The sequence below is a fragment of the Streptomyces sp. NPDC056222 genome, assembly GCF_042264065.1.
Classification (GTDB): domain Bacteria; phylum Actinomycetota; class Actinomycetes; order Streptomycetales; family Streptomycetaceae; genus Streptomyces.
In genome coordinates this window covers 36,587-59,071 of sequence record NZ_JBHJTL010000046.1, presented here as the reverse complement: position 1 = coordinate 59,071, position 22,485 = coordinate 36,587, and the positions used below count along the sequence as shown (strand labels likewise).

The 22,485-nt window shown below is 71.5% G+C and carries 23 protein-coding genes; 6 read left to right on the top strand and 17 right to left on the bottom strand.

Annotation, left to right across the window (positions count from 1 at the left end; genetic code table 11):
* Positions 1-2: 2 nt before the first annotated feature.
* From ACFC0D_RS21905 to ACFC0D_RS21870, 8 genes are all read right to left on the bottom strand, one after another.
* Positions 3-848 (bottom strand): glutamate ABC transporter substrate-binding protein, encoded by an 846-nt coding sequence (locus ACFC0D_RS21905; protein ID WP_376438349.1) that lies wholly within the window; start codon positions 846-848, stop codon positions 3-5.
* 42 nt (positions 849-890) lie between these two features.
* A complete protein-coding gene (locus tag ACFC0D_RS21900; RefSeq protein WP_376438346.1) occupies positions 891-1,673 on the bottom strand; it encodes an amino acid ABC transporter ATP-binding protein in 783 nt (260 codons plus the stop codon).
* A gap of 84 nt (positions 1,674-1,757) precedes the next feature.
* Complete coding sequence (gene pcaD, locus ACFC0D_RS21895; protein WP_376438343.1) at positions 1,758-2,909, bottom strand: 3-oxoadipate enol-lactonase; 1,152 nt, start codon at positions 2,907-2,909, stop codon at positions 1,758-1,760.
* Positions 2,906-4,276 carry a 3-carboxy-cis,cis-muconate cycloisomerase gene (gene pcaB, locus ACFC0D_RS21890; RefSeq protein WP_376438340.1) on the bottom strand — a complete coding sequence of 457 codons (1,371 nt, stop codon included), beginning with the start codon at positions 4,274-4,276 and terminating at the stop codon, positions 2,906-2,908. Before pcaB ends, pcaD begins: the two co-directional genes overlap by 4 nt.
* A complete protein-coding gene (pcaG, locus tag ACFC0D_RS21885) occupies positions 4,273-4,839 on the bottom strand; it encodes a protocatechuate 3,4-dioxygenase subunit alpha (RefSeq protein ID WP_376438337.1) in 567 nt (188 codons plus the stop codon). The genes pcaB and pcaG overlap by 4 nt, the downstream gene beginning before the upstream one ends.
* Positions 4,840-4,845: 6 nt before the next feature.
* On the bottom strand, positions 4,846-5,616 hold the full coding sequence (gene pcaH, locus ACFC0D_RS21880) for a protocatechuate 3,4-dioxygenase subunit beta (protein ID WP_376438334.1): 771 nt from the start codon (positions 5,614-5,616) through the stop codon (positions 4,846-4,848).
* A 14-nt stretch (positions 5,617-5,630) separates the two neighbouring features.
* The gene (locus ACFC0D_RS21875) at positions 5,631-6,284 is read right to left on the bottom strand and encodes a CoA transferase subunit B (RefSeq protein ID WP_376438331.1); all 654 of its coding nucleotides are present in this window, start codon (positions 6,282-6,284) and stop codon (positions 5,631-5,633) included.
* Positions 6,281-7,033, bottom strand: a complete 753-nt coding sequence (locus ACFC0D_RS21870) for a CoA transferase subunit A (protein ID WP_376438328.1) — start codon at positions 7,031-7,033, stop codon at positions 6,281-6,283. Before ACFC0D_RS21870 ends, ACFC0D_RS21875 begins: the two co-directional genes overlap by 4 nt.
* Positions 7,034-7,197: 164 nt before the next feature.
* On the opposite strand from ACFC0D_RS21870, the gene ACFC0D_RS21865 reads away from it, so the two are divergent.
* Both ACFC0D_RS21865 and ACFC0D_RS21860 read left to right on the top strand, forming a co-directional pair.
* Positions 7,198-7,656 (top strand): MarR family winged helix-turn-helix transcriptional regulator, encoded by a 459-nt coding sequence (locus tag ACFC0D_RS21865; RefSeq protein ID WP_376438325.1) that lies wholly within the window; start codon positions 7,198-7,200, stop codon positions 7,654-7,656.
* Between the two features lie 116 nt (positions 7,657-7,772).
* Entirely contained in the window at positions 7,773-8,114 is a 342-nt protein-coding gene (locus ACFC0D_RS21860; protein ID WP_376438322.1) for a hypothetical protein, read from the top strand.
* Between the two features lie 23 nt (positions 8,115-8,137).
* Here the strand turns inward: ACFC0D_RS21860 and ACFC0D_RS21855 are convergent, their stop codons facing one another.
* Complete coding sequence (locus ACFC0D_RS21855) at positions 8,138-9,931, bottom strand: IclR family transcriptional regulator C-terminal domain-containing protein (RefSeq protein WP_376438319.1); 1,794 nt, start codon at positions 9,929-9,931, stop codon at positions 8,138-8,140.
* Positions 9,932-10,085: 154 nt separating this feature from the next.
* Between ACFC0D_RS21855 and ACFC0D_RS21850 the strand changes: the two genes are divergently transcribed.
* A complete protein-coding gene (locus ACFC0D_RS21850; RefSeq protein WP_376438317.1) occupies positions 10,086-11,264 on the top strand; it encodes a 4-hydroxybenzoate 3-monooxygenase in 1,179 nt (392 codons plus the stop codon).
* A 307-nt stretch (positions 11,265-11,571) separates the two neighbouring features.
* Positions 11,572-12,009, top strand: coding sequence for a protein-tyrosine phosphatase family protein (locus tag ACFC0D_RS21845; RefSeq protein ID WP_376438314.1), 438 nt, complete (start codon positions 11,572-11,574; stop codon positions 12,007-12,009).
* A gap of 3 nt (positions 12,010-12,012) precedes the next feature.
* Here ACFC0D_RS21845 and opcA read toward each other — a convergent pair whose 3' ends face one another.
* From opcA to ACFC0D_RS21830, 3 genes are all read right to left on the bottom strand, one after another.
* Positions 12,013-12,936: a glucose-6-phosphate dehydrogenase assembly protein OpcA gene (opcA, locus tag ACFC0D_RS21840; protein ID WP_376438311.1), complete on the bottom strand. Its 924-nt coding sequence runs from the start codon at positions 12,934-12,936 to the stop codon at positions 12,013-12,015.
* Positions 12,937-13,096: 160 nt separating this feature from the next.
* Entirely contained in the window at positions 13,097-13,717 is a 621-nt protein-coding gene (locus ACFC0D_RS21835) for a DUF4232 domain-containing protein (RefSeq protein WP_376438308.1), read from the bottom strand.
* A 92-nt stretch (positions 13,718-13,809) separates the two neighbouring features.
* A complete protein-coding gene (locus ACFC0D_RS21830) occupies positions 13,810-15,051 on the bottom strand; it encodes an MFS transporter (protein WP_376438380.1) in 1,242 nt (413 codons plus the stop codon).
* A 98-nt stretch (positions 15,052-15,149) separates the two neighbouring features.
* Here ACFC0D_RS21830 and ACFC0D_RS21825 point away from each other — a divergent pair, with 98 nt between their 5' ends.
* Positions 15,150-15,962: a helix-turn-helix transcriptional regulator gene (locus ACFC0D_RS21825; protein WP_376438306.1), complete on the top strand. Its 813-nt coding sequence runs from the start codon at positions 15,150-15,152 to the stop codon at positions 15,960-15,962.
* Here ACFC0D_RS21825 and ACFC0D_RS21820 read toward each other — a convergent pair.
* On the bottom strand, positions 15,902-16,744 hold the full coding sequence (locus tag ACFC0D_RS21820; protein ID WP_376438303.1) for an alpha/beta fold hydrolase: 843 nt from the start codon (positions 16,742-16,744) through the stop codon (positions 15,902-15,904). The two genes, ACFC0D_RS21825 and ACFC0D_RS21820, sit on opposite strands and share 61 nt — an antisense overlap.
* A 76-nt stretch (positions 16,745-16,820) precedes the next feature.
* On the opposite strand from ACFC0D_RS21820, the gene ACFC0D_RS21815 reads away from it, so the two are divergent.
* Positions 16,821-17,435: a sigma-70 family RNA polymerase sigma factor gene (locus tag ACFC0D_RS21815; RefSeq protein WP_376438300.1), complete on the top strand. Its 615-nt coding sequence runs from the start codon at positions 16,821-16,823 to the stop codon at positions 17,433-17,435.
* Between the two features lie 17 nt (positions 17,436-17,452).
* Here ACFC0D_RS21815 and ACFC0D_RS21810 read toward each other — a convergent pair whose 3' ends face one another.
* The 4 genes from ACFC0D_RS21810 to ACFC0D_RS21795 are packed head-to-tail and all read right to left on the bottom strand — an operon-like array spanning position 17,453 to position 22,349.
* A complete protein-coding gene (locus ACFC0D_RS21810) occupies positions 17,453-19,057 on the bottom strand; it encodes a glycoside hydrolase family 13 protein (protein ID WP_376438297.1) in 1,605 nt (534 codons plus the stop codon).
* 58 nt (positions 19,058-19,115) lie between these two features.
* Positions 19,116-19,991 carry a carbohydrate ABC transporter permease gene (locus ACFC0D_RS21805; RefSeq protein WP_376438294.1) on the bottom strand — a complete coding sequence of 292 codons (876 nt, stop codon included), beginning with the start codon at positions 19,989-19,991 and terminating at the stop codon, positions 19,116-19,118.
* Positions 19,992-20,007: 16 nt separating this feature from the next.
* The gene (locus tag ACFC0D_RS21800) at positions 20,008-20,925 is read right to left on the bottom strand and encodes a carbohydrate ABC transporter permease (protein ID WP_376438377.1); all 918 of its coding nucleotides are present in this window, start codon (positions 20,923-20,925) and stop codon (positions 20,008-20,010) included.
* A 5-nt stretch (positions 20,926-20,930) separates the two neighbouring features.
* Positions 20,931-22,349: an extracellular solute-binding protein gene (locus ACFC0D_RS21795; protein ID WP_376438291.1), complete on the bottom strand. Its 1,419-nt coding sequence runs from the start codon at positions 22,347-22,349 to the stop codon at positions 20,931-20,933.
* Between the last annotated feature and the right edge of the window lie 136 nt (positions 22,350-22,485).

Sequence of the window (22,485 nt, the reverse complement as noted above, 5' to 3'; positions counted from 1 at the left end):
ACTTACTTGACGATGACGCCGATCTCCGGCGCGGGCTCGTTCTGGTACTCGGCAGGGCCGAAGTTCTTCTTCACGGCCGCGTCCCAGGAGCCGTCCGCGACCATCTTCTCCAGAGCGTCGTTGATCTGCTCCTTCAGTTCGCTGCCCTCCTGGACACCGATTCCGTAGTTCTCGTTGCTCAGCTTGAAGCCGCCGAGCTTGAACTTGCCCTCGAACTCGGGCTGCGAGGCGTAGCCGGCGAGAATCGCGTCGTCGGTGGTCAGCGCGTCGATGACACCGTTCTCCAGGCCGGTGAGGCACTCCGAGTAGCCGCCGTACTCCTGGAGCTGCGCGTCGGGGGCGATCTTGTCCTTGACGTTCTGCGCGGACGTGGAGCCTGTGACCGAGCAGAGCTTCTTGTTGTTCAGGTCCTCGGGCTTGGTGATGGAGTTGTCGTCCGCGCGGATCAGCACGTCCTGGTGGGCCAGGAGGTACGGACCGGCGAAGTCGACCTTCTCCTCCCGCTGGTCGTTGATCGAGTAGGAGGCCGCGATGAAGTCGACATCGCCGCGCTGCAGCATCGTCTCCCGGTCGGCGCTCTTGGCCTCCTTCCACTCGATGTCACCGGGATCGCGGCCGAGCTGCTGGGCGATGTACGTGGCCACGTCGACGTCGAAGCCGGTGTACGTGCCGTCGGGGGTCTTGAGCCCGACACCGGGCTGGTCGTACTTGATACCGACGGTGATCTTCTCGTTGTCGGAGGCCGAGCCGCTGCCTCCGTTGTCGTCGCCGCATGCGGCGACGGAGAGGGAGAGGGCGAGCGCGGCGGCCGCGGCCACCCCGGCCTTGGTGAGCTTGCGAGCGTTCATGGGATCACCCCTGGGGGCTGCTGTGCACGTGGCGGCCGCTGCTCAGTGGTGCAGGATCTTCGACAGGAAGTCCTTGGCGCGGTCGCTGCGCGGGTTGCTGAAGAACTGGTCGGGTGTGGTCTCCTCCACGATCCTGCCGTCCGCCATGAACACCACGCGGTTGGCGGCGGAGCGCGCGAAGCCCATCTCGTGGGTGACGACGACCATGGTCATCCCGTCACGGGCGAGCTGCTGCATGACCTCGAGGACTTCGTTGATCATCTCGGGGTCGAGCGCGGACGTCGGCTCGTCGAAGAGCATCACCTTCGGTTCCATGGCCAGCGCCCGGGCGATCGCGACGCGCTGCTGCTGACCGCCGGAGAGCTGGGCGGGGTATTTGTCGGCCTGGTTCGCGACCCCGACGCGGTCGAGCAGCTCGCGGGCCCGCTTCTCGGCGGCCTTCCTGTCCTTCTTACGGACCTTGATCTGGCCGAGGGTGACGTTCTCGAGCACGGTCTTGTGCGCGAAGAGGTTGAAGGACTGGAAGACCATGCCGACGTCGGCGCGGAGCGCGGCGAGCTCGCGGCCCTCGGCGGGCAGCGGCTTGCCGTCGATGACGATCTCGCCGGAGTCGATGGTCTCCAGTCGGTTGATGGCGCGGCAGAGGGTCGACTTCCCGCCGCCGGACGGTCCGATGACCACGACGACCTCGCCACGGCCGACGGTCATGTCGATGGACTGGAGCACGTGAAGAGCACCGAAGTACTTGTCGACGTTCTTCAGTACGACGAGCTCGTCGGGCATGGCAGCCTCCTGGTCCGCCGCCCCCACCCTCCTCACGTTCATGCTCCGCCCTCGGCCGATGTACTGCACGCCGGAGGCCGGGCGAGAGCCATTGATGAAAATGGTTCTCATGAGGCCGAGGCCCGATCACTCCCCCGGCGCGTCCTCCTCCGCGAGGATGCGCTGGGCGACGGCGAAGGCCGCGTTGGCGGCCGGAACACCGCAGTAGACCGCCGTCTGGAGCAGTACGGCCCCGATCTCGTCGGGCCGCAGACCGTTGCGCCGGGCCGCCCGTACATGCATGGCCAGCTCCTCCAGATGGCCGTGGGCGACGAGCGCCGTGAGGGTGACCAGGCTTCGCTCGCGCCGCGACAGGGTGGGGTCGGTCCAGATCTCGCCCCAGGCGTAGCGGGAGATGAAGTCCTGGAACCGGGCCGTGAACTCCGACTGCCGCGCCTGCGCGCGGTCCACGTGCGCGTCTCCCAGCACCTGGCGGCGGACCTCCATGCCCCGCCGTGCGCCGTCGTCCGTGAAGTGGCCGCGTAGCGCGGCGAGGACGGCTCCGGGCTGCTCGGCGGGCGCCAGATGGGAGGCGCCCGCGAGCTCGGTGAGCGCGGCGCCGGGCACCGCGTCGGCGATCTCCCGCAGATGTGCCGGTGGGGTCGCCGGGTCCTCCCGGCCGGCGACGAGGAGCATGGGCGCCGTGATCGACGGCAACCGGTCCCGCAGATCGAAGGCGGCGAGCGCGTCGCAGCAGGCGGCGTACGCGTCCGGGTCGGCGTTGCGGTGGTCGTCGATCAGGGCGGGCACCGTGAAGCCGGGGGTGAACCAACGGGCGTCGGCGGTCTCGGCGAGTGCGGCCAGACCCTCGCGACGGACGGTCGCGGCACGCTCCTCCCACAGCGCGGAGCCGCCGAAGTGGGCGGAGGAGCAGAGCACCGCGAGGCGCTCCACCCGCTCGGGGTGGTGCGCGGCGAGATGGAGGCCGACGGCGCCGCCGAGCGAGACGCCCGCGTACGAGAAGCGCGCGGCGCCGAGCGCGTCGGCAAGGGCGAGGACGAGCCCGGCCAGGTCGGCGACGGTCGATCCGGGGCCGATGAGCGAGGCCGGGGAGCCGCCGTGGCCGGGGAGGTCCCAGCGCACGACCCGGTGGGTCGCCGACAGCTCGGGGGCGACGGCGTCCCACAGGGCGGTGGAGGTGCCCAGCGAGGGGCCGAGGATCAGGACGGGTGCGGTGGACGGCCCCTCGACGCGGTGATGGAGGCCCCCGTGGGGCGGCTGGGGCGTGGCGATGGTCAAGGTCGCTCCAAGGCGCGGTCGGTCAGGGCTCCGGCGGAGCCGGTCGAGCGGGTCGGGTCGGCGAGCCCACCGAGATCGAGATCCTTCAACTCCGGTACTTCGCCGAGGAGTTCGATGACCGAGCGCCCCTCGGCTCGCGTTCTGACCGCGAGTTCGGTGAGGAGCTCCTGCGCCCGGGCCCGGCCGAGGACCGGGGCCAGGGTGAGGGACAGCCGCTCGGAGGCGATCAACCCGCCGGTGAGGCAGAGGTGTTGGCTCATGACGTCCGCGTGGACGCGAAGACCCGCGGCGAGATCCGACATGTCGCGTGCCGCCCCGCCGACGAGGCGGAGCAGGTCGCGCAGCGGCTCCCACTCGGCGTGCCAGGCGCCGGCCGGGCGCTCGTCCTCCGCAGCCATCGAGGCATACAGGGTGGCCGCGAGATGCGGGGCTCGGCGCGCGGCCGAGGCGATGAGCGTGGCCCGTACGGGGTTCGCCTTGTGCGGCATGGCGGAGGAGCCGCCGCCCGCCGCCTCCGTCACCTCCGCGATCTCGGTGCGGGAGAGGGTGAGGACGTCGACGGCGGTCTTGCCGAGCGCCCCCGCGGTGAAGGCGAGGGCTCCCGCGAGGTCGGCGATCGGGGTGCGCAGGGTGTGCCAGGGCAGGACGGGGACGGCGAGTCCGGTCTCGTGGGCGTAGGCCGTGACAAGCCGTTCGGCGTCGCCGTCCGCCCCGTCGGCGTAGGCCGCGAAGGCTGCCAAGGTCCCTGCTGCGCCGCCGAGTTGGGCCGGAAGGGAGTCCCGTACGACGAGGAGGCGGTCCCGGGCGTCGAGGATCAGTGAGCGCCAGCCGGCCGCCTTGAGTCCGAAGGTGGTGGGCACGGCGTGCTGGGTGAGGGTCCGGCCGGGCATCGCCGTGTCCCGGTGGGCGGCGGCCCGGGCGGCCAGCGCCCGTTCCGCGCGGCCGAGGTCGTCGAGAACCATGCCGAGGGTGCGGCGAGCGACCAGCATCGCCGCGGTGTCCATGATGTCCTGGCTGGTCGCGCCCCGGTGGACGTACGCCCGCCACTCCCCCGGCACCGCGGCGGTCAGGTCGGCGACCAGCGGGATGACGGGGTTGCCGCCCGCGCGGGCGCGCAGGGCGAGGTCGCGTACGTCGAGGCGGGAGGCGTCTGCGGCGGCCGTGACCGCGTCGGCGGCCTCGGCAGGCGCCTGCCCGACGGCGGTCTGGGCACGGGTGAGGGCCGCCTCCGCGTCGAGCATCGCGCGCAGGAACGCGGTGTCGCCGGTCGCGGCCTCGGCCGCGGAGCCCGCGCTCCCCGGGGCGAGCAGGCCGGCATCGAGGAGATCGGCGCCGAAGCCTCGTACGTCGTGGGGATCGGGTGTCACGTGAACTCCAGGAAGACCGTCTCGCCCTCGCCCTGAAGGCGGATGTCGAAGCGGTACGAGCGGGGCGCGCCGTTCTCGTCGGGCCGGGCCACCAGCGTCGCCCGGCGCCCGGCCGGCAGCGAGTCGAGCAGCGGGTCGGCGCCGTCCCGCAGATACGCCCGGGTGAAGAGGTGGTGCAGGAGGCCGCGGGCGAAGACGCAGACGCTGATGTACGGCAGCCCCGCGTTGCCGGGCGGCAGGGTGTGGAGGGCGTAGTGGCCGTCGGCGTCCGTGGCGACGCGGCCGAAGCCGGTGAAGTCGGTCCCGTTGCGGCCGAGGTGCCCGCCGGTCACGGGGTCGCGGCGCAGCGAGCCGGGCGCACCGGCCAGCGAACCGTCGGGGGCCGCCTGCCAGAAGTCGAGGAGTGCGTCGGGGACGGGGGCGCCCTCGCCGTCGTGGACGTATCCGTGCAGGACGATCCGGTCCGGATGGCCGTGCGGTGCTATCCGCTCCCCTTCGGGGAACGGCAGGGCGTAGCCGTAGAACGGGCCGACGGTGTGGGACGGGGTGGGGAGCAGCGTCATCTCGGGTCAGCGCCCTTCTTCGATCCAGGTGGCGGAGGGACCGTCGAGGACGATGTCCCAGGCGTAGCCGAGCGAGAACTCGGGCCGCGACAGCGCGTGGTCGTAGGTGGCGACGAGCCGCTCGCGGGCGGCCGCGTCGGTGACCGAGCGCAGGATCGGGTCGTAGGAGAAGAGCGGGTCGCCGGGGAAGTACATCTGCGTCACGAGGCGCTGGGTGAACGCCGTGCCGAACACGGAGAAGTGGATGTGGGCGGGGCGCCATGCGTTGGTGTGGTTGCGCCAGGGGTACGCGCCCGGCTTGACGGTCGTGAAGGTATAGCGACCCTCGTCGTCGGTGAGGGTGCGGCCGGCGCCGGTGAAGTTCGGGTCGAGCGGGGCCGGGTGCTGGTCGCGCAGATGGGCGTAGCGGCCGGAGGCGTTGGCCTGCCACAGCTCGATGAGCTGACCGCGTACGGGGCGGCCGGCCCGGTCGAGGAGGCGTCCGGACACGGTGATGCGTTCGCCGAGGGGCTCGCCCGCGTGCTGCCGGGTGAGGTCGTTGTCAATCTCGGTGATGTCGGTCGGGCCGAAGACGGGGCCGGAGAGCTCCACCGTCTCGGGGTCGCCTCCGTCGACGGCCACGAGCGGCTGGTGGGGGTGGCGGAGGAGGGAGCTGCGGTACGGGGCGTAGTCGCGGGCCGGGTGGCTGCGGGGCGCGGCGCCGGCGGCCACCTCCTTGTCGTACGCGCTCTGGAACTCGTCGATCTCGGTGTCGATGTCCGACTGGGTGAGGGCCATGGGGATTCCCGGGGTCAGTGTCGGCGGGCGGGGGTGTCGACGCGGTGGACCTTGGCGGCCGTCCTGGCGATGACGTCGGCGGGGTCGACGCCGGGTGCGGTCTCGACGAGGACCAGGCCGTCGTCGGTGACGTCGAGGACGCCGAGGTCGGTGACGATCCGGTCGACGCAGCCCCGGCCGGTCAGCGGGAGGGTGCACTCATCGACGATCTTCGGGGCGCCGTCCTTGGCGGTGTGGGTCATCACGACGATGACCGTCCGGGCGCCGTGCACGAGGTCCATCGCCCCGCCGATTCCGGTGATGAGCTTGCCCGGCACGGCCCAATTGGCGAGGTCGCCACGCGCCGAGACCTGCATGGCGCCGAGGACGGCGACGTCGATGTGGCCGCCCCGGATCATCCCGAAGGAGAGCGCGGAGTCGAAGTAGGAGGCCCCGGGCAGGACGGTGACGGTCTCCTTGCCCGCGTTGATGAGATCGGGGTCGACCTCGTCCTCGGCCGGGAAGGGCCCGGTGCCGAGGATGCCGTTCTCCGACTCGAGGACCACTTCCACGCCTTCGGGGAGGTGGTTGGGGATCAGGGTCGGCAGGCCGATGCCCAGGTTGACGTACTGACCGTCCTTCAGCTCGCGGGCGGCGCGGGCGGCCATCTGCTCGCGGGTCCAGCTCATCGCGTGGTCCTCTTCTCTATGCCCTTCTCCCGGGCCTGTTCGGGGGTCAGGGCCACCACGCGCTGGACGAAGACGCCGGGCAGATGAACCTCGTCGGGATCGATCCCGCCCGGTTCGACCAGCTCCTCGACCTCGGCGATCGTCACCTTCCCGGCCATCGCTGCAAGGGGGTTGAAGTTCCGGGCCGACTTGTTGAAGACCAGGTTCCCGTGGCGGTCGCCGCGGGCCGCGCGGACGAGGGCGAAGTCCGTGCGGATGCCGTGCTCCAGCACGTACTCGACCCCGTCGAACGCGCGTACCTCCTTGGGCGGCGAGGCCAGCGCGATCCCTCCGGAGCCGTCGTAGCGCCAGGGCAGACCACCCTCCGCGACCTGGGTGCCGACGCCGGCGGGGGTGTAGAAGGCGGGGATGCCGCAGCCTCCGGCCCGCAACCGCTCCGCGAGCGTGCCCTGCGGGATCAGTTCGACCTCCAGCTCGCCGGCGAGGTACTGCCGCGCGAACTCCTTGTTCGACCCGATGTACGAGCCCGTCACCCGGGCGATCCGTCCCGCGGAGAGCAGCACGGCGAGACCGGAGTCCATCGCCCCGCAGTTGTTCGACACGACACGCAGGTCGCCGACACCGGCCCCGTACACCGCGCCGATCAGCACGTTCGGCACCCCGCTGAGACCGAAGCCGCCCACGGCGAGCGACGCTCCGTCCCCGACGTCGGCCACCGCCTCGGCGGCGGTGGACACCACCTTGTCCATCCGAGAAGCCTCCGAACTCCATCAGTATTTAGTCAGTGCACTGAGCATTCGTTTCAATGCCGCCATGCTGGCATCGGGCCCGACAACCGTCAATAGGGGCCCGGAACGGCACAAGGAAGGCGCGTATTGTTCAGTACACCGACGAAATCAACCGGAGGCAGACGATGGCCGCGGTGGATCTGACCACCCATCCCGGGCACCTGGCCCGGCGGCTCCAGCAGGCGCACCACCTGCTCTGGACCACGATGGTCTCCGAGGAGATCACCTCCCCGCAGTTCGGTGTCCTGAACGCCCTGACGGCCGAACCCGGCCTCGATCAGCGGACGGTGGGCGAGCGCGTGGGCCTCGACCGCTCCACCATCGCCGAAGTCGTCAGCCGCCTCACCCGCCGCGGGCTGCTCGACAAGGTGCGGGACCCGGAGGACGGGCGCCGCTTCCTGCTGCGGCCGACCGAGGACGGGGAGCGGACGCACCGCAGGCTGACGGTCCGCACGGCGCGGATGAACCAGGTGTTCCTCGCCCCGCTCTCCGCCGAGGAACAGGCTCAGTTCATGAGCCTGCTGCTGCGCGTGTCGGACGCGGCGGAGCGTCTGCGCGACCCGGCGGAGCCGGTCGCGTCCTGAGCGGGGCGGCCCTCCTGCCTCCGGGTCGATCCCGATGCCGCCGGGCGCCCGTACGCCGGCCGATCGCGGGGTGGCCCCCACGCCGGTCGGGGGCAGGGCTCTGCGAGACTTCCGGCATGCCACACGATGACGCGACAGCGGTGACGATGGCCTCTCTCTTCGACCCGGAGCCGGAGAGGTGGGGCCTGCGTGGCGACCCATACGTCTGGTGGGCCCTTCGCGACCAGCTGTCCGGTACGGCCGTACCGGCGACGCTCGGCGAAGCGGTCGAACTCCTGCGGGTGACGTTCAGCGAGCTCGTGGGCGTCGACCTCGTCGGCGACCCGGCGTCGTCCGTGTACCGGGAGTCGTTCGCCCACGGCGGCATGTCCAGCGGCATGGTCTCGCTCGACACATGGCGAGAGAGCTTGATGCCTCTGCTCACGTCGCGTGTGAGGGCGCTGATGCGGGCCTCCTGATCGCAGCCGGTCCTCAGCGGCGCTCAGGCCTCCGACACGCGGGCGAAGCGCCCCGCCGTGCGCAGGTCGTCCTCGATCCGGGCGACCGTGGCGCGCAGCTCTGGCAGGACCTCGCCGACGCACTCGTCGACGGTGCGGCGGCTGCTGTGCATGGCCACGTTGACGGCGGCGACGACCGTGCCGGCACGGTCGCGCACCGGTAGGGCGATCGAGCGAAGGCCCTGTTCCAGCTCCTCGTCGACGAGGGCGTACCGCTGCTCCCGCACCCGCTCCAGGATCGCGGCGAGCTCCGCGCGGGAGGTGACCGTGGACGGGGTGAGGGCCTCCGGCTCGATGGACTCCAGCCACGCGGCGCGCGCCTCCGGCGGCAGGTCGGCGAGCATCACCCGGCCCAGGGAGGTGGCGTGGGCGGGAAAGCGGGTGCCGACGGTGATGTGGACGCTCATGACGCGGCGAGTGGCGACCCGGGCGGTGTAGCGGACGTCGGCGCCGGCGAGCACCGCGAGGGAGGCCGAGTCGTGGACGCGGCCCGACAGTTCGGCCAGATGCGGCGCCGCGATCTGTGGGAGGGGCATGCGCGAGAGGTAGGGGAAGCCGAGCGCGAGGACCCGGGGCGTGAGCCGGAACAGCCGCCCGTCGACGCCGACGTAGCCGAGGTGCTCCAGGGTGATCAGGGCGCGCCGGGCGGTGGCCCTGGCGAGCCCGGTGGCCTCGGCGACGGCGGTGAGGGGCAGCGCCGACCGGTCCTCGCCGAAGGCGGTGAGGACGGTGAGCCCTCGGGCGAGGGACTCGATGAACCCGCGGCCGAGTTCCTGCTTCGAGGCATGGGTCCAGTCGGCGAGACCGACGGACGCGCCGGCTGCGTCGCCGGGCGCATGGGGTGCGCCGGCGCCCTGCGGCGCGGCCTGCGCATACGGCGCCAGGTCGTGTGCCCCGGGCGTGGCGGGCTGAGCGCGCCCGGTCGGGAGCTGTGCGGCGGTCTCGCGCGCGTGCCGCTCCAGCAGCTGCTCCCACTCCGCGATCGCGGTACGCAGGCGCGGCAGCATGGCCTCGCGCAGTGAGTCGGCGGTGTGGCGGCTGGTGTGGCTGACGACGCTCGCCACACATGCGACGGCGCCTTCCGCGTCCCGTACGGGCAGGGCCAGGGCGACCAGGCCGGGTTCGATGAGCTGGTCGTCCATCGACCAGCCGCGCTCCGCCGCCCTCGCCGCCGATGCGGTGAACTCCTTCTCGTCCGGCCCGGTTCCGGGCGGTACGGCGGGGAAGCCGGCGCTCCGCGGGTCGGCGGCCCTGCGGGAGCGCCAGCGCTCCCACTCCGTCCCGGTCCAGTCCGCGGCGAACAGCGCCCCCGGGGCGGTACGTTCGGCGGGCAACAGGTCGCCGATACGGAAGCTGAGGGACATGGCACGCCGACGGGTGGCCTGATGGACGAAGCGGATGCCGTCGCCGTCGGCGACCGCGAGGGAGACCGATTCGTCGAGCTCGTCGGCGAGCGCGTCCGCGTGGCGGCCGAGCAGACCGGGCAGTCCGAGCGCGGCCAGATAGGCGTTGCCGAGCTCCATCAGGCGGGGGGCGAGGAAGACGTCGCGACCGTCGAGGCGTACGTATCCCATGCGCGCGAGCGTGCCGGTCACCCGGTCCACGGTGGAGCGGGCCAGACCGGTGGTGCGCTCCAGCTCGCTGAGGCTGAGCGCCCCGTCGGCGTCGGTGAGCCCGCGCAGTACGGCGAGGCCGCGCATCAGCGGGGCGACGGCTTCCTGCGGCACCTCCGGCTCGTGCGGCGCGTCCGGCGCCGGAGCGGTTTCGGTCGATGGCATGGGCTCTCCCTGACGGATCTCGGGGACACCGTAGTGAATGACGTCGGAGGGGGCCCGGTGTGTCCATGCCGGGCGTTGACAGCCGACCGCGGCGGGCACAGACTCGGCCCACTCTTGAGTGAAGTTTATTTCACTATACGAACACGGAGAGCTCATGCACACCACCGTCGGGATCATCGGCGGCGGCCCCTCCGGGCTGCTGCTCGCCCGTCTGCTGCACAACGCCGGTGTCGACTGCGTGGTCCTGGAATCCCGCGACCGTGCCTATGTCGAGCGGCGCCAACGCGCCGGAATCCTCGAACAGGCCACCGTCGACGCCCTGCGCTCCGCCGGGGCCGGGGCACGGCTCGACGCCGAGGGCCTGGCCCACGAGGGCATCGAGCTGCGCTTCGACGGGCGCGCCCACCGGGTCGACCTCCCGTCGCTCACCGACGGCCGCCGGGTCTGGGTCTATGCGCAGACCGAGGTCGTCAAGGACCTGATCGCCCTTCAGCTCGCCGAGGGCGGGCCGCTGCTGTTCGGCGCCGAGGTGCGGGCGGTGGAGGGCGTCGAGACGGACCGCCCGTCGATCCGCTACACCCACGAGGGCCGCGAGCAGACCCAGACGTGCGACTACGTGGTCGGCTGCGACGGCTTCCACGGGGTCGCGCGCACGGCGCTGCCCGAGTCGGAGCGCACGACGTACGAGCGGACGTATCCGTACTCCTGGCTCGGCATTCTCGCCGAAGCCCCGCCCGTGTACGACGAGTTGATCTACGCCCACTCCGAGCGCGGGTTCGCGCTGGCCAGCATGAGGTCGCCGGCCGTGAGCCGGCTCTACCTCCAGGTGCCGAACGGCACCGATCCCGCCGACTGGTCCGACCAGCGCGTCTGGGACGAGCTGGACGCCCGGTTCGCGCTCGGCGAGGAGCCCGGGTGGCGGCTGGAGCGCGGTCCGGTCATACAGAAGTCGGTGCTGCCGATGCGCAGTTCGGTGACCGAGCCGATGCGGTTCGGGCGGCTGCTGCTCGCCGGGGACGCGGCGCACATCGTTCCGCCGACCGGCGCGAAGGGGCTCAACCTCGCCGCGGCCGACGTGATCGTCCTGGCGCGCGCTCTCGCCGAACGGTACGCCACGGGCTCCGCGGAGCTGCTCGACAGGTACTCCGACACCTGCCTGCGCCGGGTCTGGCGGGCCGAGCACTTCTCGTACTTCATGACGACGACGCTGCACACCGACCCCGGGCAGCTCCCCTTCGACACCAGGCTCCAGCTCTCCCAGCTGGAGCGGATCGCGACCTCGCCGCACGCCGCGGCCGAACTGGCCCAGAACTACGCCGGGTTGCCCCTCTGACCGCACACTCCATGCAAGGGCGGGCCCGCCGGATGTTCCCGGCGGGCCCGCCCTCGCGCCCGAGTGCTGTGGCCGGGCGACCTCTCAGCCCTGGGCGGCCAGGCCACCGGCGGGAGCGGGAGCCTTCGCGCCGCCGCCGCGCGGGGCGGGGAGGAGGTGGAGGTCAATGTGTGTCCCTGAATCGCGAGCGGCTCATTCGCCTGGTGAAGATTGCTTCACTGACAGGTGGCAAGAGTGTCGGGGCGGGACGTACGGGTGTCAATGAGTTCGGGACACAGGTTCGGGCGGCGCCGATTACGGTGGGCGAATGACCGAGTTGTGGAAGCCGACCGACCCCGGGGTGCTGCGCCTGCCGTCCGGACGTCTGGTGCGGGGGCGCGGCCTTCGGCACCCTCTTCCGCCGGGCCCCGCCCCCGAGTTCGCCGTCCATCTGCTCGGCAGGCGCCCGCCGGAGACCGACTGGGAGTCACGGTGGCTGCGCTGGCCGGACTTCCGGCTGCCGGCCGACAGCGCGGAAGCCCGGGACGTCCTCACGGAGGCGTTGTCCCGGGCCGGGCACGAGCGCGTCGAACTCGCCTGCGGGGGCGGCGTGGGGAGGACCGGGACGGCGCTCGCCTGCCTCGCCGTCCTCGACGGCGTCCCGGCCGACCGGGCGGTGGAGTTCGTCCGCGGCGGGTACCACCCCCGTGCGGTCGAGACTCCCTGGCAGAAGCGATACGTACGCCGGTTCTCCGGCCCGAACTGACGCCTACGGAGCCGTGGGCGCCTGGGTGCGCAGGGCCGAGGCGTAGATCTCGTCGGGGTCGAGCCGGCGCAGCTCCTCCGCGATCAGCTCGGCGGTCGTGCGCACCTTCAGGGCGAGGACGCGACTGGGCTGGCCGGGGATCGACAGCATGGCGACGGGGCCCTCCGGGCGGTCGATCACGATCTCCCCGTCGGGGGTGCCGAGGCGTACGGCGGTGACCACCGGACCCTCGCTGACGACCCGTTCGACCGGTACCCGCAGCCGGTCCTCGAACCAGCGGGCCAGCAGTTCGGCGCTCGGGTTGTCGGGTTCGCTCTCCACCGCGGCCGAGACGACGGTCGCCCGCGCCTGGTCCAGTGCGGCGGCCAGCATCGAACGCCAGGGCGTGAGCCGGGTCCAGGCGAGGTCCGTGTCCCCGGGGGCGTAGGAGGCCGCGCGGACCGCGAGTGCGGCGAGAGGGTCCTCGACGGCGTATGCGTCGGTGATCCGGCGCTGGGCGAGCCGGCCGAGCGGGTCGGTGGACGGTACGTCGGGGGCTCGGGCCGGCCACCAGACGACGACGGGCGCGTCCGGGAGCAGCAGGGGCAGGACCACGGAGTCGGCGCGGGCGCCGAGTTCACCGTGGAGGCGCAGCAGCACGGTCTCGCCCGAGCCCGCGTCGCTGCCGACGCGGACCTCCGCGTCCAGGCGCGTCTCGTGACGCCTCCGGGGCGAGCGGGAGTGGCGCTTGATGACGACGAGCGTACGTGCGGGGTGTTCGCGGGAGGCCTCGTTGGCGGCCTTCAGCGCGTCGTAGGCGTTCTCCTCGTCCGTGACGATCACGAGCGTGAGCACCATGCCGACGGCAGGTGTGCCGACGGCCCGGCGGCCCTCCACGATCGCCTTGTTGATCTTGCTGGATGTGGTGTCCGTGAGATCGATCTTCATGCCCGGCGCCCGTTCCTTCTGTCGCGTGCGATCGCTGTAACGGTAAGCGCTGCACGGGCCGGGGATCTTCCCTCGCGCCCGCGCGGGCGGGGTGTCGCTCCCCCGCGCCGCGCGCTCCGTGACGCGGGCACCGTCCGACTCCCGGCCGTCGGCACGTCCCCTACAGGCTCAGGGCGTCCTCCACGTTGTTCACCCAGGCCGTGACGGAGTTCCGGGCGGGCGAGACGTACAGGCCGGGCGTCGATGCCGTCAGGGGTGTCTGGGCCAGGTCGGACTCGGTGTTCATGGTCATCGCGATCGAGTGGACGGTCCTGCCCGTGCCGTCGTTCGCACCGCCCATGAGGCCGGCGTAGGCGGACTGTCCCGGCTCGAGCCTGATCGCGTCCTCGATACCGGGGGCCTCGCCCCGCTCGGTCGCCTGTCCGTCCAGATCACCGAAGGTCACGACCGGATGCCCCAGGACCTTGCACGCCTTGGCGGCCTTGTTGGTGATCTTCAGCAGGTAGCTGCTCGTCGTGGGCTCCGCCAGGTTCGCGGCGAACGTCACGTCGAAGGTGCTGCAGGGAAACACCGCGTGGTCGGGGTCGGATGACGGGCCGCCACTCCCGCCGGAGGGCTTCTTGCCGGGAGAGGTCGGCGGGGTGGTGGGCTTCGTCGGGCTCGCGGTCGGCTTCCCGGCTCCGCCCGCCGCGTCGTCCCCGGTGGGGCCGCAGGCCGTCAGGGCGACGGCGGACACGGTGAAGGCGGCGAGGACGAGGGCGGCTCTGCGTACGGTGCTCATGGTCTGGGTCCCCCGGTGAGTGGTGAGTGCGCTGGACTGAACACCAGAGTCCCGCCGAACCTTCACAGCTTGGTGACGGGGCCTTCCCGGATTCACCACGGCTGTCGGCGTGTCTCGCCGCCGGGGACCGGCTCGTCCGCCGGCCCCGTCGGTGGTCGGGCCTCCGGCGGCGCTTCACGGTCGGCCGGGGGCGGCGGGGCGGGCAGGGCGGGCGGCTCGGGCTCGCGCAGGGTGCGCAGCAGCACCCAGCCGAGAGCCGGCAGGGCGATCAGGGGTGCGAGGGCGGTCTGCAGCGAGGCGGCGTCGGCGACGGCTCCGACGAACGGGGCGGCCAGGCCGCCGATACTGACGGTCAGGCCCAGCGTGACACCCCCGGCTGTGCCCATGCGCCGGGGCAGGTAGTCCTGACCGAGCGTCACATGCAGGGAGAACGGCACGTACAGACCGGCCGAGGTGAGCGCGACGAAGGCGTAGAGGGACGGGCCGGGAACCAGGACGACACCGGCCACGGCGAGGACGGTCAGGGCGTAGGACCACCGCACGACCGTGATGCGCCGGTAGCGGGTGGCCAGCCTGCCTCCGGCGACGGTGCCGACCGCGCCGCCGAGGTAGAGCACGAACAGGGCGGCCGTCCCCGAGACTTCGCCGCCACCGGTGCGCTGGCGTGCGTAGAGCGAGATGAACGTACTCAGACCGACGAAGACGATCGACCGGCACACGACCGCACCGGACAGCCGGGCGAAGGACGCCCAGTCGTCCCTGCCCCCGGCCTCGTTCGCATCGGGGGCCGCGTCGGACACCTTGGGCGCGCCCGGCGCTTCGAGCGCTCGCAGCGCCGCCGCGCACAGGGCCGCGCCCACGAGGGCGGGGACGACCAGCAGCGGGGTGGCGCCCAGCCCGCCCGTGGCGATGACGGCGGCGACCAGCGGCGGGGCGGTGGCGAAGCCGAGGTTGCCGCCGAGCGAGAACGAGCCCATCGCCGTATGACTGCCGCGGCTCGCATGTCGCGCCACGCGGGCTGCCTCGGGGTGGTAGGCGGCGACGCCCATCCCGGACACGGCGACGACCGCCAGGGTGAGGGCGTACGAGCCACTGACGCCGCTCATCGCGACACCGGCGCCGCCGAGCAGCGCGCTCACGGGAAGCAGCCATGGCATGGCCCACCTGTCGGTGAGCGCCCCGAACAGCGGCTGCACCACCGACGACAGCAGCGAGGCCGCCAGTACGAGTCCGGAGGCGGCGGCGTAGGTGTACGCCCGCTCGGAGACGAAGAACGGCACCAGGGCGGCGACCGCTCCCTGGTAGACGTCCACGCAGGCGTGTCCCAGGGACATCAGCGTGAGGGGTCTGTTGCGCGGGGTGGTCCGTTTCGTCGACACCGTTCGATCGTGGCAACGCGGCCGGGTGCGCGCTTTCGATAATCTGCCGCGTTGTGCCGAACATCCGCCAACCGGACTCCGTCCGCCATACGCCGCAGGCGCCGACCCGCGCCCAGATCCTGGCCGCCGGGGACCGGATCGACGCGCACCGCCACGACGACCACCAGATCGTCTACGCGGGCTCGGGCGTGCTGGCCGTCACGACCGACGCCGGCACCTGGTTCGCCCCCGGAACGCGCGCGATCTGGGTCCCGGCCGGAACCGTTCACGCCCACCGCGCTCACGGCCATCTGGATCTGCACCTCATCGGCCTGCCCGCCGACGACAATCCGCCCGGCCTGGACGCCCCCACCGTCCTCGCCGTCGGCCCGCTCCTGCGCGAGCTGATCCTCGCCTATACGCGCGCCCCCGACGACACGGGTCCCGAACGCCGCCGGCTTCTCGCCGTCCTACGGGACCAGCTACGGGCCTCGCCCCAGCAGCCCCTCCGGTTGCCGACCCCGGCCGATCCCCGGCTCGCGGCCGTCTGCGCGATCCTGCGCGACGACCCGGCCGACCCTCGGACCCTGGCCGAGCTCGGCGCCGCGACCGGAGCCGGCGAACGCACGCTCAGCCGGCTGTTCCGTGCCGAACTCGGCATGACCTTCCCTCAGTGGCGCACCCAGGCGCGCCTCTACCACGCCCTGCGCATGCTGGCCGACGACATGCCGGTGACCACCGTCGCGCACCGCTGCGGCTGGTCGTCCCCCAGCGCGTTCATCGAGGTGTTCCGCCGCGCGTTCGGGTACACCCCGGGCGCGCACCGTCAGCGCAGGAAGGCCGCCGCGGTGGCGACGAACCGCTCCGCGTCGTCGACCCACGGGTAGTGGCCGGCACCGGACTGCACGACGAGTGAGGCATCGGGGAACAGTCCCGCGTACTCGGCGGTCGAGGCGGGCGGACTGTTGAGGTCGAACTCCCCCGCGAGCAGCAGGACGGGGCCACGGAGCGCGGCCAGCGCCGCACGGGTGGCCGGCGGGTCGAAGGCGCCTTCGGCGCCGAAGCCGGCGACGGCCTCCGCGTTGTCCGGTCGACTCGCCGCGTGGTGGACCCGCGCCTCGGTGTCCCAACGCCCCCAGAAGAAGGGGGCGATGGCCTCCCAGTCGCTGCCGGTGCCCTCGGTGATCGCCTCCAGCGCTGCGTACGCCGCCGGGAACCACGGCTCGTCGCTGCGCCGTCGGGCTTCCTCGCGCCGCATCTCGCCGGTGATCGCGATACCCACGGCCGCCGTGCCGGGGGTGATCAGGGCGAGCCTGCCGACGCGGTCCGGGTGGCGGGCCGCGTACCGCACCGCGAGGTTCGCGCCACCGGAGTGGCCGAGCAGATCCATCCGTGCCAGGCCGAGGTGCTGGCGCAGGGCCTCGACGTCGTCGACGAGGCGGTCGCAGCGATAGGAGGAGGTGTCCTCGGGGATCGCCGACAGGCCGGTCCCGCGCGGGTCCGGCAGGATCAGGCGGCGATGGGCGGACAGCCCGCCGAGGTCGCCGAGGTAGCGGGAGTCCATGGGGCCTCCGGGGAGGCAGACGAGGGGGTCGCCGGCTCCCTCCGTGCGGTATGCGAGGCGGGTTCCGTCGGGCGCGGTGACTTCGGACGCGGTGAATGAGGGCATGGCGGGATCCTGTCACCCATAACCTGGTTGTACAACCCGGTTATGTTCCGTGGTCACCAGGGTGTATAACCGAGTCATGACAGGCATGACAGGCGCGGACGGCACACTGACCGAGGAACAGGCCGAGCGGATGCTCTCCGCCATGAACGAGGTCATCCGTGCCGGTGAGGAGATGCGGCAGCTGCGCGCCGAGATGATCCTGCTGCTCGCGAGCCTCGGCTGGACGCAGGACCGGATCGCCCGGATCGCCGACATGAGCCAGCCTGCGGTGTCCAAGCAGGTGGCGAAGCACAAGCCCGCCGACCCACCGCCGCCGCCCATGGAGCTCTCCCTCGACCAGTCCGACATCCCGTGGCTCGAAGGACGTCTGTGGGGTCTCGCCGAGGAGATCTCCGAGTTCTGCGACGACACCGCGCGCTGTGCGCGCCACGTCGAGGCGATGGCCCGCGGGAAGAAGCGCTTCACGCCCCAGAACGTCGACGCACTGCGGCGCCTGGTCGAGGAGGACCTGACGCGGCAGCGGGAGCGGCTGCCCGCCGCTTTCCGGGACGCGTACGACGTGATCAGCCGGGGTCTCGACGTGCCCACGAAGGTCACGTCGACCGGGCCGCCCGCCGGGTCCCCTTCGGCACGTCGCACCCTCGCCCACCGCATCCAGCGCGACCGGCTCAGGGACGCCTCCCGGAGCTGAAACGGCGCGTCCCCCCGTCACCCCGCTCCGCGCGGAGCACGCAGCCACACCGTCGTGTCGGACGGCAGGCGGCCCTCCGGGTCGAGCGGGGCGCTGGCGAGGAGCAGGGTCTCGTACGGCGGGAGCGTGACGGGGGTGGCGGAGAGGTTGGTCAGGCAGAGCAGACCGCCCGCCCGAGCGAAGGCGAGCACCCCTTCGTCGGCGGTCAGCCAGGTCAGGGGACCGTCGCCGAAGCCCTCCTCCGACCGGCGCAGAGCCAGGGCCGTCCGGTACAGCGCGAGCATCGACTCCGGGTCGGCGCTCTGCCGGTCGACGGCGTAGCGGGCCCAGTCCTCGGGCTGGGGCAGCCATGGTCCGGCCGGCGCGCCGAAGCCGAAGTGCGGGGCGTCCGCTGCCCAGGGCAACGGGACCCTGCATCCGTCGCGTCCGGGGTCGGTACCTCCGGAGCGGAAGTGCATCGGGTCCTGGATCCTCTCCGGTGGGACGTCGGCCTCGGGCAGCCCCAGTTCCTCGCCCTGGTACACGTACACCGAACCGGGCAGGGCGAGCGTCAGCAGGGCCGCCGCGCGGGCCCGGCACGTGCCGAGAGCGAGGTCGGTGGGGGTGCCGAAGGCCTTCGTCGCGAAGTCGAAGGCGGTGTCCGTACGGCCGTACCGGGTCACCGTCCGAGTGACGTCGTGGTTGCAGAGGACCCAGGTGGCGGGAGCTCCGACGGGGGCGTGCTCGGCGAGGGTGTCGTCGATGGTGCGACGCAGCCGGTCCGGCTCCCAGGGGCAGGCGAGGAAGTTGAAGTTGAAGGCGGTGTGCAGCTCGTCGGGACGCAGATAGCGGGCGAAGCGTTCGGCGTCCGGAAGCCAGACCTCGCCGACGAAGACGGCTCCGTACTCGTCGGCGACCGCCCGCCAGGAACGGTAGATGTCGTGCAGTTCGTCCTGGTCGATGTACGGGTGGGGGTCCACGCCCTCCTCGAAGTCGGCGAGCGCGGGGTCCTTGGCGAGCAGGGCGGCGGAGTCGATGCGTACGCCGGCGACGCCGCGGGAGAACCAGAAGCGGAGCACGTCCTCATGCTCCCGGCGCACCGCCGGGTGGGCCCAGTTGAGGTCGGGCTGCTCGGGGGTGAACAGATGGAGGTACCACTCGCCGTCGGGGACACGGGTCCAGGTGGGGCCGGAGAACTGGGAGGGCCAGTTGTTGGGCGGGAGTTCGCCGTGGGCGCCGCGCCCGGGGCGGAAGTGGAACAGTTCGCGCTCGGCGCTGCCGGGCCCGGCGTCGAGCGCGGCACGGAACCAGGCGTGCCGGTCGGAGACATGGTTGGGGACGATGTCGACGATGACCCGGATGCCGAGCTCGGAGGCCTCCGCGATCAGCTTCTCGGCCTCGGCGAGGGTGCCGAAGGCGGGGTCGACGGTACGGTAGTCGGCGACGTCGTACCCGCCGTCGACCAGGGGTGAGACGTACCAGGGGGTGAACCACACGGCGTCGACGCCGAGTTCGGCGAGATAAGGCAGTCTCGCCCGGACACCCGCGAGGTCACCGGTCCCGTCGCCGTCGCCGTCGGCGAAGCTGCGGGGGTACACCTGGTAGATGACGGCGTCGCGCCACCAGTCGTGAGGGGCTGCCACGTGACGGTCCTTTCGGGCAGGGGGGTTCTGCACCGCCGGGCGGGGTGGGGGCTCGTGGTCAGCCCTTGAGGCCGCCGGCGGTGAGACCGCTCATGATGTTGCGCTGGAAGACCAGGAAGACGATCAGGGTCGGCAGGGAGGCGATCGTGAGCGCGGCGATGAGGACGTTCACCGGGACGCCGTTGGAGAGCGAGTAGATACCGACGTTGAGGGTCTGCTTCGCGGGGTCGGGGAGTGTGAGCATCGGCCAGAGGAAGTCCTTCCAGACGCCCACGACGGCGAAGATCGACACGACGCCCAGGATCGGCCGGGAGATCGGCAGCACGATCGACACGAGGATCCGCGTCGGGGAGGCGCCGTCCATCGACGCGGCGTCGAGCAGCTCCTTCGGGATCGAGTCGAAGAACCGCTTCAGCAGGAAGATGCTGAAGGCGTTGGTGACGGAGGGCAGCCAGATCGCCCAGGGCGTGTTGAGCAGGTTGCGTTCCACGACCGGTACGTCGAGCACCGTCAGGTACTGGGGCACGACGAGGACGGTCGCCGGGATCATCAGCGTCGCGAGCATCATGCCGAGGATCGCCTTGCCGAGCACCGGGCGGAGCTTGGAGAGGGAGTAGGCGGCCGCCACGTCGAGGACGAGCTGGAAGGCGAGGGCGCCGAACGCGTAGTACAGCGTGTTGAACAGCAGCGTGGAGAGGTCCATGACCTCCCAGGCGCGGGAGTAGTTCTCCGGTGCGAAGGACTCGGGCACCAGGGTCGGGGGCGTACGGATGACCTCCTGGGTGTCCTTGAAGCCGCTGGACACCATCCAGTACAGCGGCCCGAGGAACACCAGGGTGAACCCTCCGAGGACCAGGCCGAGGGTCGCCCGGTACAGCGCCTTGCCGCGACGGGTGGCGCGCTGGGCGGGTGAGATGAGCGTACGTGTGGACATGACGGGCCCTCGTCTCCTACTCGTCGTCGGCGCGGCTGAGCTTCACGTACGCCGCCGAGAATCCGGCGAGGAGTACGAGCAGGAGGAGGCCGAGCGCCGCCGCGGCACCGTAGTTGTTGAAGTTGAAGGCGTACTGGTAGATGAGGTGGACGACCGTGGTGGTGGAGCCCTCGGGGCCGGCGCCGCCGGTCAGCAGGAACGGCTCGACGAAGACCTGCATGGTCGCGATGATCTGCATGAGGAGCATCAGCGAGAGGATGAGCCGGGTCTGCGGGATGGTGACATGCCAGATCTTGCGGAACAGGCCGGCGCCGTCGAGTTCGGCCGCCTCGTAGAGCTCGCCGGGGATGCCCTGGAGCGCGGCGAGGTAGATGAGGGCCGCACCGCCCATGTTCATCCAGGTCGAGGCGATGACGACGGCGAGCATCGCGGTGTCGGGGTCCTGGAGCCACTGCTGCTCGGGCAGATGCAGGAAGCGGAACACCTCGTTGAGCAGCCCGTATCCGGGGTCGTACAGATACTTGAAGAGCAGCACGGCGGCGACCGGCGGCAGCATCACGGGCAGGTAGACGAGCAGCCGGAGGTAGCCCTGACCGTGCTGGAACTCGTTGATGACGATCGCGACGGCGAACGGCACCACGAAGCCGAGGAGCAGGGCGAGGGCGGTGAACAGGAGTGTGTTGCGCCACGCCTGCCAGAAGGCGGGGTCGTTGACGACGGTGACGAGATTGTCCAGGCCGACCCAGCTGGTCCGTCCGTCCTCGGTCTTCTGGAAGGCGAGGAGGAACTCCCTGACCATCGGGTACCAGGAGAACACCGCGAAACAGAGGACCGCGCCGATGAGGAAGCCATGGGCGGTGAGATTGCGTCGCAGGCTCTTGGCGAACCGACCGCCGGACGGCACGGGGCGGGCGTGGAGCCCGCCCCTTCCGATCGCGGTCACTGGTTGGCCAGGACCTGGTTGACCTGCGCTTCGGCCGTGGCGAGCAGCTTGTCGATGTCGGCGTCCTTGTTGGTGAGGATGCCGGACATCACGTTGTCCAGGACCTTGTAGATCTCCTGGGCCTTCGGCGGCTCCGCCTTGCCCGGAACGGGGTTGTCCATGAAGGACTTGAAGTTGGCGACCGGCATGGTGGCGTTCTGCACACGGGCGGCATCGTCGGTGGTCTTGGATCCGCCCCGCCAGAAGTTGGGCTGGGGAACGCCGACCGGGAGGTTGTCCGCCTTGGTACGGGGCCAGTTGAACTGGCCCTTGCCGACGGAGAGGTTCTTGAAGTTCAGCCAGGCGACCGCGGCCTTGATCTTGTCGCCGGAGATCCCCTTCTTGATCATGTAGTTGTTGCCGCCGGCGAGGGTGTTCTTCTCGCCGGGGATCGGACCCATGCCGAAGTTCTCGTACTTCGCGCCGAGTTGCTGGACCATGTACGCGATGTCGTCGGGCGCGGCGAGGAACATGCCGAGCTTGTCGGTGGCGATCTGCTTCTGCAGGTCGCCCCACTGGAGGAGCTGGGTCCTGCCCATGCTGTCGTCCTCCCAACGCATGGCGTGGAGGTTCTTCGCGACCTGCTTGCCGAGGTCGTTGTTGAACGCGGCCTTCCTGCCGCTCGCGTCGACGACGTCGCCGCCCAGGCTGTACATCTGCGCCGTGAAGTGCCAGCCACCGGTGTTGCCCGCGCTGTACTCGCCGAAGCCGGAGATGCCGTTGCCGAGCCCGGCGATCTTCTTGGCTGCCGCTCGGACCTCGTCCCACGTGCGGGGCGGGGCGTCGGGGTCGAGGCCTGCCTGCTGGAACAGCTTGCGGTTGACGAGCAGGCCCATCGTGTAGTTGCTGGTGGGCAGGCCGTAGAGCTTGCCCTCGTGCGTGAGGGAGCCGAGGACGTTCGGGTCGATGTCCTTCAGGAGCGGAACGCTCGTGTCGTTCACGTACGCCGTGATGTCCGCCGCGCCGTCGTTGTCGAGCACCTGCGGCAGATCGGTGAAGTAGGTGTAGAAGACGTCCGGTTGGGACTTGGCCTTGAGCATCGCCGTGAAGCGCGGGGGCTCCAGGCACTGGCCGGCGGTGGAGCGGCCCTGGATGGTCACGTTGGGGTACGTCTTGTTGAACTCGGCGACGTCCTCCTTCCATTCCTTGAGTTCGGCCGCCTTCGCCGTCGGGGGCATGCAGTCGATGGTGATCGTCACCTTGGTCTTCGGGTCCAGCGGGGTGGCCGGGTCGGAGGACCCGCCCCCTTCGGATCCACCGCTTCCGTTGTCGCTGCTGCTGCTCGTGCCACAGGCGGCGAGCGCGGTCAGCGTGAGGGTCGAGACGAGGGCGACCGCGCAGGCGCGGCGGGTACGGCGGAACCGAGCACTTCTCATGGGTGGTCCCCTTCGGGCATGAACGTGGAGGTCGCCCCTGCGCCGACGGCTTGCGGGGCGCGGCACACTCAACCACCACCGACAAGTGAACGCAATATCTCGCGCAGATTCTGTAAATCACTGACAGTGGGGCGCA

What these genes read in the sequence shown, in the direction of transcription:
- ACFC0D_RS21905 (WP_376438349.1), bottom strand. Translation starts at nt 848, where the DNA reads ATGAACGCTCGCAAGCTCACCAAGGCCGGGGTGGCCGCGGCCGCCGCG.
- ACFC0D_RS21900 (WP_376438346.1), bottom strand. Translation starts at nt 1,673, where the DNA reads ATGAACGTGAGGAGGGTGGGGGCGGCGGACCAGGAGGCTGCCATGCCC.
- pcaG (WP_376438337.1), bottom strand. Translation starts at nt 4,839, where the DNA reads ATGACGCTGCTCCCCACCCCGTCCCACACCGTCGGCCCGTTCTACGGC.
- pcaH (WP_376438334.1), bottom strand. Translation starts at nt 5,616, where the DNA reads ATGGCCCTCACCCAGTCGGACATCGACACCGAGATCGACGAGTTCCAG.
- ACFC0D_RS21875 (WP_376438331.1), bottom strand. Translation starts at nt 6,284, where the DNA reads ATGAGCTGGACCCGCGAGCAGATGGCCGCCCGCGCCGCCCGCGAGCTG.
- ACFC0D_RS21870 (WP_376438328.1), bottom strand. Translation starts at nt 7,033, where the DNA reads ATGGACAAGGTGGTGTCCACCGCCGCCGAGGCGGTGGCCGACGTCGGG.
- ACFC0D_RS21865 (WP_376438325.1), top strand. Translation starts at nt 7,198, where the DNA reads ATGGCCGCGGTGGATCTGACCACCCATCCCGGGCACCTGGCCCGGCGG.
- ACFC0D_RS21860 (WP_376438322.1), top strand. Translation starts at nt 7,773, where the DNA reads ATGCCACACGATGACGCGACAGCGGTGACGATGGCCTCTCTCTTCGAC.
- ACFC0D_RS21855 (WP_376438319.1), bottom strand. Translation starts at nt 9,931, where the DNA reads ATGCCATCGACCGAAACCGCTCCGGCGCCGGACGCGCCGCACGAGCCG.
- ACFC0D_RS21850 (WP_376438317.1), top strand. Translation starts at nt 10,086, where the DNA reads ATGCACACCACCGTCGGGATCATCGGCGGCGGCCCCTCCGGGCTGCTG.
- ACFC0D_RS21845 (WP_376438314.1), top strand. Translation starts at nt 11,572, where the DNA reads ATGACCGAGTTGTGGAAGCCGACCGACCCCGGGGTGCTGCGCCTGCCG.
- opcA (WP_376438311.1), bottom strand. Translation starts at nt 12,936, where the DNA reads ATGAAGATCGATCTCACGGACACCACATCCAGCAAGATCAACAAGGCG.
- ACFC0D_RS21835 (WP_376438308.1), bottom strand. Translation starts at nt 13,717, where the DNA reads ATGAGCACCGTACGCAGAGCCGCCCTCGTCCTCGCCGCCTTCACCGTG.
- ACFC0D_RS21830 (WP_376438380.1), bottom strand. Translation starts at nt 15,051, where the DNA reads ATGTCCCTGGGACACGCCTGCGTGGACGTCTACCAGGGAGCGGTCGCC.
- ACFC0D_RS21820 (WP_376438303.1), bottom strand. Translation starts at nt 16,744, where the DNA reads ATGCCCTCATTCACCGCGTCCGAAGTCACCGCGCCCGACGGAACCCGC.
- ACFC0D_RS21815 (WP_376438300.1), top strand. Translation starts at nt 16,821, where the DNA reads ATGACAGGCATGACAGGCGCGGACGGCACACTGACCGAGGAACAGGCC.
- ACFC0D_RS21805 (WP_376438294.1), bottom strand. Translation starts at nt 19,991, where the DNA reads ATGTCCACACGTACGCTCATCTCACCCGCCCAGCGCGCCACCCGTCGC.
- ACFC0D_RS21795 (WP_376438291.1), bottom strand. Translation starts at nt 22,349, where the DNA reads ATGAGAAGTGCTCGGTTCCGCCGTACCCGCCGCGCCTGCGCGGTCGCC.